12 protein-coding genes and 1 pseudogene are annotated in these 14,946 nt (G+C 53.9%); 5 read left to right on the top strand and 8 right to left on the bottom strand.

The window, feature by feature from the left end; translation table 11 throughout:
* Positions 1 to 3: 3 nt before the first annotated feature.
* Both trhA and VOI14_RS09325 read right to left on the bottom strand, forming a co-directional pair.
* Positions 4 to 681, bottom strand: a complete 678-nt coding sequence (trhA, locus tag VOI14_RS09320; protein ID WP_323751774.1) for a PAQR family membrane homeostasis protein TrhA — start codon at positions 679 to 681, stop codon at positions 4 to 6.
* A gap of 133 nt (positions 682 to 814) precedes the next feature.
* Complete coding sequence (locus VOI14_RS09325; RefSeq protein WP_323751775.1) at positions 815 to 1,516, bottom strand: Crp/Fnr family transcriptional regulator; 702 nt, start codon at positions 1,514 to 1,516, stop codon at positions 815 to 817.
* 185 nt (positions 1,517 to 1,701) lie between these two features.
* On the opposite strand from VOI14_RS09325, the gene VOI14_RS09330 reads away from it, so the two are divergent.
* A complete protein-coding gene (locus tag VOI14_RS09330; RefSeq protein WP_323751776.1) occupies positions 1,702 to 2,619 on the top strand; it encodes an AEC family transporter in 918 nt (305 codons plus the stop codon).
* Here the strand turns inward: VOI14_RS09330 and VOI14_RS09335 are convergent.
* The 3 genes and pseudogenes from VOI14_RS09335 to VOI14_RS09345 all read right to left on the bottom strand — a co-directional run.
* Positions 2,616 to 2,954, bottom strand: a pseudogene (locus VOI14_RS09335) (cation transporter); the annotation flags it as partial. The gene VOI14_RS09330 and the pseudogene VOI14_RS09335 overlap by 4 nt on opposite strands.
* 122 nt (positions 2,955 to 3,076) lie before the next feature.
* Positions 3,077 to 3,295, bottom strand: a complete 219-nt coding sequence (locus VOI14_RS09340; RefSeq protein ID WP_323751777.1) for a MerR family transcriptional regulator — start codon at positions 3,293 to 3,295, stop codon at positions 3,077 to 3,079.
* A gap of 63 nt (positions 3,296 to 3,358) precedes the next feature.
* Positions 3,359 to 4,891 (bottom strand): cryptochrome/photolyase family protein, encoded by a 1,533-nt coding sequence (locus VOI14_RS09345; protein ID WP_323751778.1) that lies wholly within the window; start codon positions 4,889 to 4,891, stop codon positions 3,359 to 3,361.
* 176 nt (positions 4,892 to 5,067) lie between these two features.
* On the opposite strand from VOI14_RS09345, the gene hemN reads away from it, so the two are divergent.
* From hemN to VOI14_RS09360, 3 genes are all read left to right on the top strand, one after another.
* On the top strand, positions 5,068 to 6,477 hold the full coding sequence (gene hemN / locus VOI14_RS09350) for an oxygen-independent coproporphyrinogen III oxidase (protein WP_323751779.1): 1,410 nt from the start codon (positions 5,068 to 5,070) through the stop codon (positions 6,475 to 6,477).
* A gap of 519 nt (positions 6,478 to 6,996) precedes the next feature.
* Positions 6,997 to 8,676 (top strand): sodium:solute symporter family protein, encoded by a 1,680-nt coding sequence (locus VOI14_RS09355; protein WP_323751780.1) that lies wholly within the window; start codon positions 6,997 to 6,999, stop codon positions 8,674 to 8,676.
* Entirely contained in the window at positions 8,673 to 8,807 is a 135-nt protein-coding gene (locus tag VOI14_RS09360) for a putative transporter small subunit (RefSeq protein WP_323751781.1), read from the top strand. Before VOI14_RS09355 ends, VOI14_RS09360 begins: the two co-directional genes overlap by 4 nt.
* Before the next feature lie 58 nt (positions 8,808 to 8,865).
* Here VOI14_RS09360 and VOI14_RS09365 read toward each other — a convergent pair whose 3' ends face one another.
* Both VOI14_RS09365 and VOI14_RS09370 read right to left on the bottom strand, forming a co-directional pair.
* Positions 8,866 to 11,592, bottom strand: coding sequence for an EAL domain-containing protein (locus VOI14_RS09365; protein WP_323751782.1), 2,727 nt, complete (start codon positions 11,590 to 11,592; stop codon positions 8,866 to 8,868).
* 269 nt (positions 11,593 to 11,861) lie between these two features.
* Positions 11,862 to 12,308 carry a hypothetical protein gene (locus tag VOI14_RS09370; RefSeq protein WP_323751783.1) on the bottom strand — a complete coding sequence of 149 codons (447 nt, stop codon included), beginning with the start codon at positions 12,306 to 12,308 and terminating at the stop codon, positions 11,862 to 11,864.
* Positions 12,309 to 12,561: 253 nt separating this feature from the next.
* Here VOI14_RS09370 and VOI14_RS09375 point away from each other — a divergent pair, with 253 nt between their 5' ends.
* The gene (locus VOI14_RS09375; RefSeq protein WP_323751784.1) at positions 12,562 to 13,746 is read left to right on the top strand and encodes an L-lactate dehydrogenase; all 1,185 of its coding nucleotides are present in this window, start codon (positions 12,562 to 12,564) and stop codon (positions 13,744 to 13,746) included.
* 6 nt (positions 13,747 to 13,752) lie between these two features.
* Here VOI14_RS09375 and moaA read toward each other — a convergent pair whose 3' ends face one another.
* Complete coding sequence (moaA, locus tag VOI14_RS09380; protein WP_323751785.1) at positions 13,753 to 14,745, bottom strand: GTP 3',8-cyclase MoaA; 993 nt, start codon at positions 14,743 to 14,745, stop codon at positions 13,753 to 13,755.
* Between the last annotated feature and the right edge of the window lie 201 nt (positions 14,746 to 14,946).

The raw sequence follows: 14,946 nt of genomic DNA on the forward strand, positions 1-14,946 counted from the left end.
TCTTTAGACGGTGTGTGGAAGGACGCCAACATAGATGGCGCCGAAGTGGCAGGCGCTGCCGCCGATTACAAACAGGTGCCAAATAGCGTGCATGTAAGGGATGCGGTCTGCCAGGTAAAACACCACGCCAGCGGTATAAACGATACCGCCCGCAACGGTGAGGTATAGGGCGGTTTCACTCATGCTGGCGGCCAGATCTGCTGACGCAAAAGTAATGAGCCAGCCCATGGCCACGTAGATGCCGACCCGGGCCAATTTGAAGCGATTCTTGAAAATCACTTTTAATACCACGCCGGTTAAGGCCAACGACCAGATGATGGCGAACAGTATCCAGCCGGTGGTGCCTCGCATGTTGACCAGTAGAAACGGAGTGTAGGTGCCGGCGATCAGCAGGAAGATGGCGCAGTGATCCAGGGTTTTAAAGAGGGATTTTAATTGCGGGCTGCGGGCACCGTGATAAAGGGCTGAGGCCATATAGAGCAGAATCAGCGACAGGCCAAATACACTGAAACTGACGATTTTCCAGATATCGCCCATCTGACTGGCGCCGGCAATCAGCGCAGTGGTGCCGATAACACTCAGAACGGCGCCCAGCCCGTGTGTGGCGCTGTTGATCCATTCTTCGATGCGGTCGTGAGCTGTTTTTGTGGTTGTTTCCGAGAGCTTCATTTCGTGTGTCATCTGCAATGCCTGAATCCGCTTAAGAGAGAATGCGTTTCAGCGTACAGGTGTACGCACAAATTTTCCATTAACATCCTGTGACAGTGGCGAGAAAAAAGACAACGGGTAATGGTTTCACCGATTCCAATCGTTCTCAGCGGTTGGTGTTGCCTGTTTTCAGGCGGGAGAACGTTGCCGGGACTACGCCAAGCCAGGCGGCCAGTTGGTTATCTGGTACACGCTTCATCAGCTCCGGATATTCGTCAAGCAACAGCTCGTATCGCTCTTTGGCGGGCATGGTTTGCTTGCGAAATTCCCGCATGCTGGTTAGTTCTGCAAGCTCTTCGGTCAGCATAAGCGCAAATTTTGCCCAGAGGCCGTCACCGTGACCTTGAATGGCCGAGCGAAACGCCGCGAAGTCAGCCACCCACAGTGTGGCTGGCACAACGCTGGTCAGGCACAGGGTGTTACGAATTGTTCTGGTGCGGCCAAACACTGGCCAAACCAAGTCACCTTCGGTGAAAAAGTGATGGACCGCGACTTTGCCGGTTGAGGATTCGCGGAATAAACGCAAAATTCCGTACTGGATCAGATACACGTTCGACCAAGGGCTGTCGTGCTTTTCCAGGGGCGTTTCGGCATCAAAGCGACGCAGATGAAACAGGCGGGCGATATCGTTCAGGAAAAGCGCCTCGTTGGTTTCCTGTTTTTCGTTCAGGCAGATGCCAAAAACACGGCTAAGGCTGTTCATCAAGGCCACTTCGGTAGGGGCGGCTTCTTGGTAAATAATCTCTGAATTATCTTCGCCCAAAAGGCAGGGAGCGGATGCCAGTGGGGGGCTGAAACGACTGTTCATAATCTCACCCTTTCTGCGTAGGCCTGCGCTCATTATCCTGCTGAAAAACAAAGATCTCAAATGACTTAAATAGTTAAGGGTTTGTGGTGAAATGAATAAGTCTGCACCTGGAAAGTTAACTCATGCTGGCCTGGTGGTAGACTGCCTCGTTTACTGTGTTTGCCGGAAATAACTTTGGAGACGCCATGACGGCCGCTTTGGCATTGTTTGTAAAGCTTCTACCTTTATATGTGACGGTGGCCCTTGGCTGGGTGGCAGGCCGCTATCTGGACGTTAGCGGAAAGCACATTGCGGGCATGATGCTCTATATCGTGACACCCTCGGTGGTGTTTTCCGGCGTGATGGCGGCACCCTTATCCACTGAAGTCATTCTGTTGCCATTTCTGGTGTTTGGCTTCTGTACGATTCTGGCTTTAATTCATATGGCGCTGGGGCGGAAGTTACTGACGGATGGCAGTGCGTCGGTGATTCCACTGACCGTGGGGACCGGCAATACCGGCTATTTCGGTATCCCGGTGGCGTTGTTGTTGTTCGGTGAACAAGGTTTGGCGCTGTATATCGTCTGCATGCTGGGCACCACCCTGTTTGAAAATTCGGTCGGTTTCTATCTGGCGGCTCGGGGCAAATACAGTATTCGCGATGCTTTGATTCGAGTCGCGAGGCTGCCTTCTGTGTACGCCTTCCTGGTGGCGGTCGGGTTGAACCTCTCCGGCATTGGTATACCCGATCCTTTCGTGCCGCTGTTTGACAACTTGCGCGGTGCCTACAGCATTTTAGGCATGATGATTATCGGGATGGGTATTCTGAGTTTCAGGGGATTGGCTGGAAACCCGGTGTTCACCGGGGTGGCATTTTTCGGAAAGTTTGTGTCTTGGCCGGTGCTAGCGTTGGCGTTCTGGTGGCTCGATGCCAGTGTACTGGGCATCTACGACCAAGCCGTACATCAGGCGATTTTTCTGATTTCCATTACTCCGATCGCAGCCAATACGGTGGTGATTGCCACGCTGCTGGACGCATCGCCCCAGCAGGCGGCAGGTACCACGCTTCTCAGCACGTTGTTTGCGCTTGTCTTTATTCCGGTGATGGTGTCGCTGGTGCTCTAGTGGCTGTGTGACGGCGATGCGGCCGTTTCCTGGTTTGTGTTTTCAGCACGCGCCTCGGCAATATCTTTTCGGGCATGGCGCACGACACTCACACCGGCGGTGATGGCAAGCGTGCCCATGATCGCTGCCACAGCAAGATCCGGCCATGCGCTGCCGGTGCCGAAAACGCCCAACGCCGCCCCCATAACCGCGATGTTGCTGATGGCGTCGTTACGGCTGCAGAGCCACACCGAACGCATGTCGGAATCGCCTTCCCGAAACTTGAACAGTACCACGGCAACACAAACGTTGGCCGCCAGCGCGAGAACACCGATGCTGCCCATAGTGAACGGTTCAAGCCGTATGCGGTCGGGCGGGTTTATACGCCGCCGGCGTTGCCATGTGTTCCGGGTACGTGGTTGTGGAACTCGGTTTCAGCGGCTTTGCCAAGCTCGGTATTGAGCCCGTCAAGAATGCCTTAGTCGCTGATGCTGCCGGTTGATGAACACGCACGCTGAAGACTTACTAGGGTTTGTTCCAGGCTGGCCAACTCTTGCAGGCGTTCCAGATGTGCTTTCCGGTAACTTCGGTATCCGTTTTTCCCGCGTTCGGGGCGGGGCATCAGTTCGATCTTTTCGTAGTAACGAATGTTTTCGACGGGCACATCGGCTTGTTGGGAAAGGGCTCCGATTTTCATGTTATACCTCGCTCAGCTTCAGGTCTGCACTGTTACGCACTTTATGCGTCAGGTAAATCACCGTTAAAGCTCCTCAAGGTGTTCCAGCAACCAGTTGGCCCGCTGTAGCAGCGCGTCGCGGCGTTCCGGATTCTGTTTGTCCCAGTTCCGATACATCATGCCCATGCGGTGATTGCTGGCAAAATCGTCCCGGTGCCGATCGATGAAGTGCCAGTAAAGGGCATTGAAGGGACAGGCATCCCCTTCCGTTGCCTTGTTGACGTTGTAGTGGCAGTTGGCGCAGTGATCGGACATGCGCTGGATGTATTTACCGCTGGCTGCGTAGGGTTTGGAGCCCAAATAACCGCCATCGGCGTGCATCACCATGCCTAATACATTCGGCAGCTCAACCCAGTCATAGGCGTCGGCGTAGACGGCCAGATACCAGTCGCAGATCTCTTCCGGATTCACTCCGACCAGCAGGGCGAAGTTGCCGGTGACCATTAAGCGCTGAATGTGATGGGCATAGGCGTTCCGGTAAGTGGCGTCGATCGCCTTGTGCATGCAGCGCATTCTGGTGTCACCGGTCCAGTAAAACCAGGGCAGTTTTCGAGTATTGCCTAAACGGTTCTCCTGAGCGTAGTCGGGCATTAACCGCCAGTAGATGCCACGTACAAACTCTCGCCAGCCGAGGATCTGGCGCACAAAACCTTCGACGGCGTTTAAGGGAGCCTGGCCCGAGTGCCAGGAATGGACTGTGGCCTCGCAGACGTCTATGGGTTCGAGTAATCCGGCGTTAAGGTATGGCGATAGAATGGCGTGGAACAGCCAGTCTTCGCTGTCAGACATGGCGTCTTGATAATCGCCAAAGCAGGGCAACGCGAAGTCGATGAAGTGTGCCAGTGCCTGCTGGGCTTGCTCTGCCGTGACGGCAAAGTGAAAGTCGTCTGTGGTACCAAAGTGTTCTGAAAACTGCTCATCCACCAGCTTGATGACCGCTCGAGTGATGTCGTCGGGCTCGACTCGAAACGGGCTGGGGGCGGGCGGCTTGCCGCTCCACTTTTTTCGGTTGTCGGCATCGTAGTTCCAGTTTCCTCCCTCAGGTTGACCGTCCGGTGTCATCAACAGGCCGGTTTTTTTACGCATTTCCCGGTAAAAGAACTCCATGCGCAGCTGCTTCTTGCCCTCCGCCCATCGGGCGAATTCATGGATGCTGCAGATGAACCGGGTGTCTGGGCGGATCTCGACGTGGACACCCAAGATTTTGTGCCACTGACGGATCTGGGCATGCAGTCGCCATTCACCGCATTCGGTCGTGATCAGGCGTTTCGGTGAATGCTCTTGAACCGCAGCGCGGATGAACTGTTCAAGCGATTGCGCCGGATTATCCGGGTGATAAGGTTGATATTGAACCCGCCAACCTTGCTGTTCCAGTTCTTGGGCGAAGTGCCTCATGGCACTGAATAGAAACACCAGCTTTTTCTTGTGATGATTGGTATAGCTGGCTTCATCATGAACCTCGGCCATCACAATCAGATCGCTTTCCCGGTCTGCTCCTTCAAGCGCCGAGAGGGTAGGGCTGAGCTGATCACCCAGAATCAGAATGAGGTTGGCCATAGAGTTCTCCGGTAAAGAGTATTCTTAAGAGGTAGACACACTACGCCATGAGCACAAGTTTGGTTCAGAGGGCGGAGTGATATGCATCACTGATCCGCGTCAATATATACGGCGGCCCGGTCAGGCATAATCTTCTCTTCCGGTTTACCGCTTTACCTGACGCTAGAGTTACCCCTATGGCTCCCAATAGTTCTGTCGACAGTAACCTGCCCGCTTTTATCTGGGACGAGGCCCTGATTCGCCGTTATGACCTCAGTGGTCCGCGATATACCTCTTACCCTACGGCGGTGGAGTTTGCTCAGGAATATTCCATTGAAGACATGGCAGAAGCAGCCGCTCGAAGTAAAGCCGCGGGCGGGCCTATTTCTTTGTATACCCACCTGCCGTTCTGTGCTCACCTTTGCTACTACTGTGCCTGTAACAAGGTGATCAGCAAAAAACGCGACAAGGCAATGCCCTATGTTGAGCGGGTTTTGAAAGAAGCGGCGATCCAGTCAAAGCTGTTTGGTGCAGACCGGCCGGTGCAGCAGCTGCACTGGGGAGGCGGTACGCCAACGTTTCTGCCCAAGGATGTCATGCGGCATCTGATGGAAGGCTATGCTGAACTGTTTAATCTGCAGTCCGGGGGGCATCGGGATTACAGCGTTGAAATTGATCCTCGCGAAGTGGATGAAGATACCCTGCCCACCCTGTGGGATCTGGGATTTAACCGCATCAGCTTGGGGGTGCAGGATGTGAATCCTGACGTGCAGAAAGCGGTTAACCGGATTCAGCCCCGGGATATGACGGAAGGGGTGCTGAATGAGGCGCGCCGTCTTGGTTTTCGCTCGATCAATCTTGATTTGATCTATGGTTTGCCGCACCAAACCCCTGAGAGCTTTGCTGAGACGTTGGAGTCCGTGATTGAAATGTCGCCCGATAGGTTGTCTGTGTTTAGTTACGCACACCTGCCGGATCGCTTCTATCCGCAAACCCGAATCCTGACGGACACTCTGCCAACTCCTCAGCAGAAGCTGACGATCCTTCACAACACCATCAATCGCTTGCTGGAAGCGGGTTACGAATACATTGGGATGGACCACTTCGCCAAGCCCGATGACAGCTTGGCGGTCGCCCAGGGCGCGGGCCGTCTGCATCGGAACTTCCAGGGCTACACCACTCACGCGGATTGTGATTTGGTCTCGCTGGGTGTGTCGGCCATTGGTCAAACCGATGATGCGTATTTTCAGAACAACCACGATTTACCTTCCTGGGAAGCTTCGATTGATGCCGGGCAGTTGGCCATTGTTCGTGGTGTGGGGCTAAGCCGGGATGACCGTATCCGGCGCTGGGTAATCGGCCAGTTGATTTGCCAGTTCCGATTGGATCGTAAGCAGTTTTCGGATCATTGGAGTGAGGACTTTGACCGTTACTTTGCGGATGAATTGGCGCGTTTGAAACCGATGATTCAGGACGAACTGATTGCAGATTCGGGCTCGGTTCTTCAGGTTCAGCCCGCAGGAAGATTGTTAATTCGTGCCATTTGCCAGATCTTCGATCTGTACCGAAAAGAGGGCGCCAGCCAGCGTTTCTCCAGAATTATCTGAAAACGATAATGATGATGTTAATGAGCAAGCAGGGCTGCCTTCGGGTGTCCCTGTTTGCGTTGTGCCCGACACCGAGCCTGGAAAGAGTGTGAGTTAGTAGTTGTGTCGTACACTAATATTCTGCCCTCTATAGACTAGACAATGTGCCGCTAAATGCGTATCGTTTTTTGGCCTCACGTCTGGGCTGCTATGTAATTAACCTGAAACTCAATGCATTGAAGGCGTCTGTTCTGTTACTCAGAGCGCTCTCTGATATCGAAAATGGGCGTCAGTCTGTTTAGCTTCTGGTTAAAAGGATTGAAAATACCATGACATCTAAAGAATTTTCCGAGCTTTTGCCTCGCCTTAATATTCCCTAGCTACGTTTAGCTACCGGGCCTCCTAGCCTGCTTCCTGTTGCCCCAGGCAATATCCCCCCCGCTTGAGCGGAAATGACAGCTCCCTGCTCGATCCTTGGCGACCGAAATTAATCATTCGGGCAGACAGCGGATATTTGTTTCTTCGAAAAGAGGTTGAGTCTTGAACGAGAACGGATTTACCCAGTTTTCCACAGTGACCGTGCTGTTGCTGCTTGCTGCCTTCTATGGCGGTACTTACTTGCTGACTTTGCTGATCCGCAAAGACAAGGAAGATACTTCCGGCTTTATGGTGGCAGGTCACCAGGTTGGTTTCGGAATGGGCGCGGCCAGTATGACCGCCACCTGGATTTGGGCCGCGTCTTTCTACGCTGCCGCGACTTCCGGTTACACCTACGGGGTTTCCGGGCCTATTCACTACGGTTTCTGGGGCGCGTTGATGATTCTGTTCATCTATCCGTTCGGACGCCGGTTCCGCGAGTTAGCCCCGAACGGTCATACTCTTGGGGAGTTGATCCACGCACGCCACGGCGCATCCAGTCAGCTGATTCTGGCCGGCTCCAACGTGTTGGGCAGCGTTATCAGTTTGATGGTGAACTTCACCGCCGCCGGCGCATTGGTGTCTGTGTTGTCGCCTTTGTCGTTTGAAACCGGCGTGCTGGTGGCTGGCGTGGGGGTGTTGTCCTACACCTTGACCTCAGGCTTCCGTGCATCGGTCTTTACCGATTTCGCCCAGTTGGTAGCGTTGATGGCCATCGCCGTGGTGATCATCCCGGCTGTACTGTTCTCTGCCGGTGGTCCGAGTGTGATGGTGGAAGGCCTGAGCCGCATGACCGATGAACAGGCCAGCTTGTTCTCAGTCGATGCGATTATGAATCAGGGCGCTCCGTTCTTTGTGGCGGTACTGGCCTATGCCATCGGTAACCAGACCATTTCCCAACGCTTGTTTGCGGTTCGCGAAAAGAACATCAAATCCACCTTCGTAACTGCCACGCTTGGCTACGGCGCGATCGTGATCGGGCTGGGTATGATCGGCTTGATGGCGCTGTCTGTGGGTGTAGAACCGATTAATGGCGAAATGAATAACCTGATTCCGCAGATGGTTTCCACCTATCTGTCGCCGTTCTTTGTGGCGTTGTTCTTCGTGCTGGTGATCGGCTCTCTGTCCTCAACGGCGGACTCCGATCTGTCTGCGCTGTCCACCATCATGATGGCGGACGTCTACGGTAAAAATATTGCCGGCGATAACCCCAACCCGAAGGTCATGATGATGATCGGTCGGATCACCATGATTGTGGCCACTGTGGCAGGCCTGATCTTCGCCAGCTTCTCGTTGGATATTCTGGTCATGCTGGTGTTTGTTGGTGCCCTGTGGGGCGCGATTGTATTCCCGGTTATCGTCAGCTGCTATTGGGACCGAGTGACGAACGCGGCTTTCACCTGGTCGGTTGTGGTGGCGATGGCCTTCTTCTGCATTGCCCGCTTCGAGCTGGTGGAAATGACAGGCCTGACGGTGCTGTTGTTTGAAATTCTTGCGTCAGCGGGTGGCGCTGTGGTGATCGGCATGATGGTGTTCGGCTTCTTTGGCCGTGCCGCGGGATTGGTTGCTGGCGTTGTTACATTGATCGTGATGCTGGTGTTTGCGACCGGATTCCTGCGTGATTACATGGTTCTGGTGGCATCGTTGACTGCATACGGAGCCAGTGCCTTGGTCTGCACGGTAATGACATTGCTCAGTAAGGAAGAGCGTTTTGACTTTGATTTGATCGAAAAACGGGTTGGCTCCTACGACGATGTAGAAGCAGACGAAGCTGTTGATATGATCCCGGAGGGTGCAAAATGACAAACGAATTGGTTTATGGCGCGTATATTCTGGTGTGGCCGGCCCTTACGTTGGGGGTGCTGGCGGTTATCTGTGGCGCGGTGGTGCGTGATGCGCGCGCCTGCCGCAAGTCGGATGAAGATTTGATCTGACCCGTATCAGGTCGTGTTGCCAGCAGCCCTTCGGGGCTGTTGGTGTTGGCGAGCCCCGTTAGCTGTCGTGCCAGATGTCTGTGGGCCGCCAGTTTGCCAGCCATCGGGGAACCTCTTCGGCAGGCATGGGGCGGCCAATCCCGAACCCTTGCCCGGCGCTGCAGCCGAGTGCAATCAGTTCCTTTCCTTGCTCTTCGGTTTCCACGCCTTCTGCGATCACCTTGAAACCAAATGCGTCAGCCAACCCGATAATACCTTTTACAATCGCCTTGTTGCCCGTGTCGGACTGCATGTCCTGAACAAACCCCTGATCGATTTTCAGCGTTTCGGCCGGAAGGCGTTTCAGATAATCCAGTGATGCGTACCCCGTTCCGAAATCATCCAGAGACGCATGAATGCCCAGTCTCCGGCATTTCTCAAGAACGTCACCAGCCAGTTTTATGTCGTTAATGGCTGTGCTTTCGAGAATCTCGAGTTCCAGGCTTCTGGCGTCAAATTCGGGATGGTTTTGAATCTGCTCTTCCAGTTGCTGTACGAAATTCGGGGCCAGCAACTGCAGTGAGTTAATGTTGACGCTCACGGACGTTTGAATACCTTCCGCTTTCCAGTGTTCAATCTGAGCAATGGCAGACCGAATGACCCAGTTCCCCACGTTGATAGATATGGGGTGTTGCTCGATTTGAGGTAGGAACTGTCCGGGTGGCACTAACCCTCGGTGAGGGGCTTGCCATCGTAACAAGGCTTCGAAACCGATCACGTCGCCGGTCACCATGTTGACCTTCGGTTGAAAATGCAGGCGGAATTCGTTGTGGGTGAGAGCGTTCTCCACTTGTTTCAATAACAGTGACAGAGCGCTCTGGCTGCGCTCTTTTTCCGAATCAAACCAGATTAGGCGGCCTCTACCGTTTCGTTTGGCCTCATGCAGAGCTTGTGTCGCGTGGCGGATGAGTGCATCACCATCAGACCTGTCTTCGGGAAAGTAGCTGGCACCGATACTGGTTCTCACTGATATAGTTTGGCCGTCGAGACAGATGGGTTGGGCGAGTTCACTCTGGACTCGTTCCAGAATATGATTCACCAACGTTGTATCGTTGATCGATTCCAGAACCATGAGGAACTCATCGCCACCGGTGCGAGCGAGTGAGTCGACATCACGCAAGCTGGCAAGCAAGCGTTTGCCCACAATCTCGAGCAGCTGGTCGCCAACGGCATGACCATGACGGTCGTTGATCTCTCTGAAGTGGTCGATGTCCAGAGCGGCCACAACGACCCCCTTACCTCTGTGGGCCGAGGTGCTCAGAGCGTGCACCAGTCGGTCGCGGATCAGGGCCTCGTTCGGTAACTTGGTCAGCGGGTCGTGATAGGCGCTGAATTCCAGTTGTTCTTGGTGCTGCCGGGCTCTCTCGGTGATCTCGGAGGACACTGAAACATAGTAGTTGGTGGTGCCTTTGCGGTTTTTTACCGCGCTGATGGTGGTCAGTTCGGCGTAAAACTCTCCGTTTTTTCGACGATTCCAGACTTCGCCTTGCCAGCTACCGGTGCGTATGAGCTGTTCCCATAGCTGTTTGTAGAAGGCTTTGTCTTGCCTGCCAGATTGTAAAATACGGGAATTTTTGCCTAACACCTCGCTCCGTGAGTAGCCGGTAATCTCGGTGAACGCCTTGTTAACTTCAACAATATTCCCGTTCTGGTCGGCGATCGTAACTCGATCATGGCTGTGCTCAAAGACCGCTTCAGCGAGTTGGAGCTGTGTTTTGATGTGCCTGAGCACCAGATAGGCGAAGCCCAGACTGCCTAGCAGTATTAAGGGTGAGAAGATAATGTAGCGCCATAAATGTTGCTGGGCTTGAGAGCGCATGGTTGATGTTTCATGCAGTATATCTTGAGCCAGAGCGGTCTCAATCGTGCTGAGTTGTGCGATATGCTGGTCTTGAAGCGTGATCCACTCCTGCAGTGACATGCTTTGTAATAGCGGAGCTAGGTTCGGTGATTTCATCAGTTGATCACTGAACCGTATACCTTCTGGGATAATCGGGGGCGCTTGAAGGCCATTCCGGGACTCGGTTTGAATATCAAGCATCATACGGGCACTGAATTGGCGACCTGCGTTGAACGTAAGCTCGTATAGCTGGCTTTCCGTGAGCCGTTGATTGATTAAGGCTCCGGAAATAATGACGCGCTCCCGTCCCACAAGCTCTTTCAATCTGTTAAGCAGGAAATAAGCTCTGAGTTTACGGCCGATATGATTGAGGCTGGTTTGCTCGGAGAGGCTGCTAATCAGTTCATTGAACCCGTCGACGTGAAGGGTGAAATAGTTGCGTGCCTCTGCACTGGGAGCACTGAGCGAATCGACACGTTGCCTATAATGTTGCAAGCGTGTCAGTGCTTTTACTCGCCGCTTGAGGTTCTGCTCAAAGTTGGATGCTGACGTTCCCTTTGCGGTGTCGGTCAGCGCTGTTTTTAGTATTGCCAGTTTCCGGTTTGTGTTTTTTCGTGCGTCTTGGAGCTTCTGCGAGTGGAGTTGTCCGCGGCTTTCGACGTAGATACTGCTTGCGGCTCGTTCATTCTGAAGCGCGCCAACCAGAAACCCTGCGTCAACGGCGCGCTGGGTGTCTTTTTCGAGTAGTTCAAGATCCTGTGCAGTCTGGAACAGTGTCAGGCCATTGGCCAGAGACATCCAGGCCACCGCAATAAACAACGGTGTAAAGGTCAGAAAAGCCCGAGCGGCCAAAGGGAGTTTGTCGAATCTCCGGATCGTTTTTTCAACGTAACGTTTATGGAACATTAACCCGGTTGGCCTGCAGTAAAGGTGAGTGGCGCGGTAACTAGAAAGGTCAGGCGGTAGCGTGGTGAGAGTTTGCGCAAAAACCTTTGATTTTGTGGGGGTAATCTTACTTCTATTTCCGGGTGGGGTCACCGAAGTGTCGATGATCTTTAGTCTTAATACGTATCGTGTACGTACCTTTTCGTATGCGTGATGGGTCGCTGGTAGGGGCTGGGGGAATGGAACAGGTTAGAAGCTGACGGGTCTTTTTGTTTGGTGAGGGTCTGGCATTATTGCCAGACCCCGAGCAAGGCACCGGAGCCCAACACGAAAGATCCGGCCACTTCCGCAACAACCAAAGCGATCATGAAACCATGTATCAGCCAGCCGGGCAGGTTTGACTGGCCCAATTTATGGGGCTTACGCAGTTGGTTGCTGGTGTCCCGAAGAATGCCGTGAATGATGTAGGTGCCAATCGCCAGGGCAAAGAAGCCCAATGCGCCCGCAGCAGCTAAGGTATTCAGCCAGTCCGCGTACACACTATAGCCGGCAAACCAGCCCAATAGCATGGCGGCGAAGCTATACATGAGTGAGCTTCGGTGCGCGATGTCAACGTACCTGGGGGCGGCCGCCTTGGGGCTGGTGGCTATGCACCAATACTTCCAGATGCCGGTAATCAGCCCGGTCATAAAGAAGAGAAAAGCGGCGGATAGGCAAAGCTTTACGGCCAAAGTCATTACGGTCAGTCCTTCCAAGAAAGTCATGACCAAGGTCATGTCTCAATGTGTGAGCTTGGGTTGAGGCAAGGCTAGCTAGCGAATCTATCAGAAACCCTGACACAAGCCCTAGTCCGGACAGGCCGGTCTGTATTTCCGGCGCCGAGCTTATACGCGTTCGGCGTGGAAGGTGTTTCCGGATTGTCGTAAAGTGCATAGCGCTGACTTCTAATAAAAACAGTGAGCTAAAAGCTCCGTAACATGAGTGTCGCCTATGCTTGCCCCTGCATCTGTCTCTGATTACCGCATACTCGCCAAACGAAAGTTACCTCGCATGTTGTTCGACTATCTGGATGGCGGTGCCTTTTCTGAACATACCCTTGCGGAGAATCGCCAGGCCTTTACTCAGTGGAGCTTTCGCCAGCGGGTGATGCAAGATGTGGCTCAGGTTGATACGTCTACGACGTTGCTGGGCGCGCCAGCCTCTCTGCCATTGGTTATGGCACCCATGGGGCTGGCGGGGATGTTGGCTAAGCGAGGGGAGGTGCAGGCGGCCGGTGCCGGTGCTCGCGCAGGCGTTCCGTTTTGTTTGAGCACCGTGGGCATCTGCTCGGTCGAGGAAGTGGCGAAGGACGTCCCGAACGCAGACCTGTGGTTTCAGCTCTATGTCCTGAAAGACCGAGGGTTCTCGGCGGAATTGTTGCAAAGGGCCTGGCAAGCGGGGTTCAAGACCTTGGTGTTCACGGTCGATCTTGCACGCTTAGGGCTGCGCTACCGTGATGTACGTAACGGCATGAACGGAAATCTGTCGTTCTCAGCAAAGATACGCAAGGCACTGGATTTGCTGGGTCATCCACGTTGGTTGGCGGATGTTCCCATTGGGGGCAAACCACTGACATTTGGCAATCTCGCCAGTGCCGTGCCGTCCGGGCGCAAGCTGGAAGACTTCAAGGCGTGGGTGGAGAGCCAGTTTGATCCTTCGGTGACCTGGAGCGACCTGGATTGGATACGCCAGAATTGGCCAGGAAAACTGATCATTAAAGGCATTATGGAGGTTGATGACGCTCTGTCAGCGGTTGAGGTCGGGGCCGACGCCGTGGTGGTGTCGAATCATGGGGGCCGCCAATTGGACGGAGCGCCAGCGTCTTTAAGTGTGTTGCCCGCTATTGCGGAAACGGTGGCGGGAAAGTGCCAGGTATTTGTGGACGGTGGCGTTCAGTCCGGTCAGGATTTGGTGCGGGCTTTGTGCTTAGGAGCAGACGGTTGCCTGATGGGGAGGCCCTGGGGATATGCCTTGGCAGCAGGTGGGCAGGCTGCTGTGGAAAGCCTGTTGGATAACATCCGGCTGGAAACCGAGTTAACCCTATCGCTGATGGGTAAAACGGCGCTTGGCGAGCTGAGTCGATCGGATCTGTTGTCACTGTCGGAAGTGCAGGCGATGGCAAGGCTAGGCGGCTGAAGGGGGTTATCCCCCCGTCATATTCATAAACCGGAGTATCTCCACATCCCCCTCACTGGAGAAGTGGTGCCGTTCCGGTTTTAAATCCATCGCCGCAATAATTGCTTCCCGAAGCCGCTCATCATCCCCCGGATGCTCCCGCAACAACGGCAACAAATCCATAGAGTGCTCATTGCCGAGACACAACAACAGGCGCCCCTCCACCGTTACCCGAACCCGATTACAGGTCGAACAAAAATTATGAGAATGTGGTGAGATAAATCCAACCCGGGTAGAACTGTCCCGCATCCGGTAATAACGGGACGGCCCACCAGAATCATCATCGGTCAGCTCGAGATCATGATGCCGAGCAATGATTGCCCGAACCTCCTCGCTCGTACACAACGCCAACCCCCGGTCATGCTCCGAGATCTCCCCGAGTGGCATCTCCTCAATGAATGTAATATCCAGACCTTTGGCACGAGCAAACTCAACCAGATCCGGGATTTCCTCCTCATTACGGCCTTTCATCACCACCGTATTGAGCTTAATGTTCTTGAACCCCGCCTGTTGGGCAGCATCAATGCCATCCAGAACCTGACTCAGTTTGCCGGTACGGGTGATGTTCTTGAATTTCTCCGTATCCAACGAATCCAGGCTGACATTGAGCCGGTCCAGACCGCCTTTTCGCAAATCCTCGGCCAGCGCAGGTAACTGGCTTCCATTGGTCGTCATGGCAAAGTCACGCAAACCGAAACTGCCGATTTCCCGAACCAGATCAACAACACCCTTCCGGACCAATGGTTCCCCGCCGGTCAGACGAATCTTCTGCGTGCCCAGCGAGACAAAATTGCGAGCCACCTGAGTAATCTCTTCAAGCGACATGATTTTTTCCCGCGGAAGAAACGTCATCTCCTCAGCCATACAGTACACGCAGCGGAAATCACAGCGATCTGTCACCGAGAGACGAACATAATTCACTGTGCGGCCGAAGCGGTCTACTAGCTCGGATTGCGGCATGTCATGGATCCTATGTGTGCATGGGCACAAGCGTAATGACTCAGTATCTCAAAGCACAGGGTGTTGTTGATACCCCCTTTTCCCATTATGCAAGCTAACGGACCTTCGTATGGATTAAAGGCATGATTGGTCTGACAACCAGAATCTTTAGTTTTCAGTCCGCCCGACGCTCCGGATGTGCATCCCCCCCGAATTGCTTCG

This window comes from Marinobacter sp., assembly GCF_034669625.1.
Taxonomy (GTDB): domain Bacteria; phylum Pseudomonadota; class Gammaproteobacteria; order Pseudomonadales; family Oleiphilaceae; genus Marinobacter.

Bases quoted from the DNA above. Each gene is read 5' to 3' on its own strand.
- trhA (WP_323751774.1), bottom strand. From the start codon at position 681: ATGACACACGAAATGAAGCTCTCGGAAACAACCACAAAAACAGCTCAC.
- VOI14_RS09325 (WP_323751775.1), bottom strand. From the start codon at position 1,516: ATGAACAGTCGTTTCAGCCCCCCACTGGCATCCGCTCCCTGCCTTTTG.
- VOI14_RS09330 (WP_323751776.1), top strand. From the start codon at position 1,702: ATGACGGCCGCTTTGGCATTGTTTGTAAAGCTTCTACCTTTATATGTG.
- VOI14_RS09340 (WP_323751777.1), bottom strand. From the start codon at position 3,295: ATGAAAATCGGAGCCCTTTCCCAACAAGCCGATGTGCCCGTCGAAAAC.
- VOI14_RS09345 (WP_323751778.1), bottom strand. From the start codon at position 4,891: ATGGCCAACCTCATTCTGATTCTGGGTGATCAGCTCAGCCCTACCCTC.
- hemN (WP_323751779.1), top strand. From the start codon at position 5,068: ATGGCTCCCAATAGTTCTGTCGACAGTAACCTGCCCGCTTTTATCTGG.
- VOI14_RS09360 (WP_323751781.1), top strand. From the start codon at position 8,673: ATGACAAACGAATTGGTTTATGGCGCGTATATTCTGGTGTGGCCGGCC.
- VOI14_RS09365 (WP_323751782.1), bottom strand. From the start codon at position 11,592: ATGTTCCATAAACGTTACGTTGAAAAAACGATCCGGAGATTCGACAAA.
- VOI14_RS09370 (WP_323751783.1), bottom strand. From the start codon at position 12,308: ATGACTTTGGCCGTAAAGCTTTGCCTATCCGCCGCTTTTCTCTTCTTT.
- VOI14_RS09375 (WP_323751784.1), top strand. From the start codon at position 12,562: ATGCTTGCCCCTGCATCTGTCTCTGATTACCGCATACTCGCCAAACGA.
- moaA (WP_323751785.1), bottom strand. From the start codon at position 14,745: ATGCCGCAATCCGAGCTAGTAGACCGCTTCGGCCGCACAGTGAATTAT.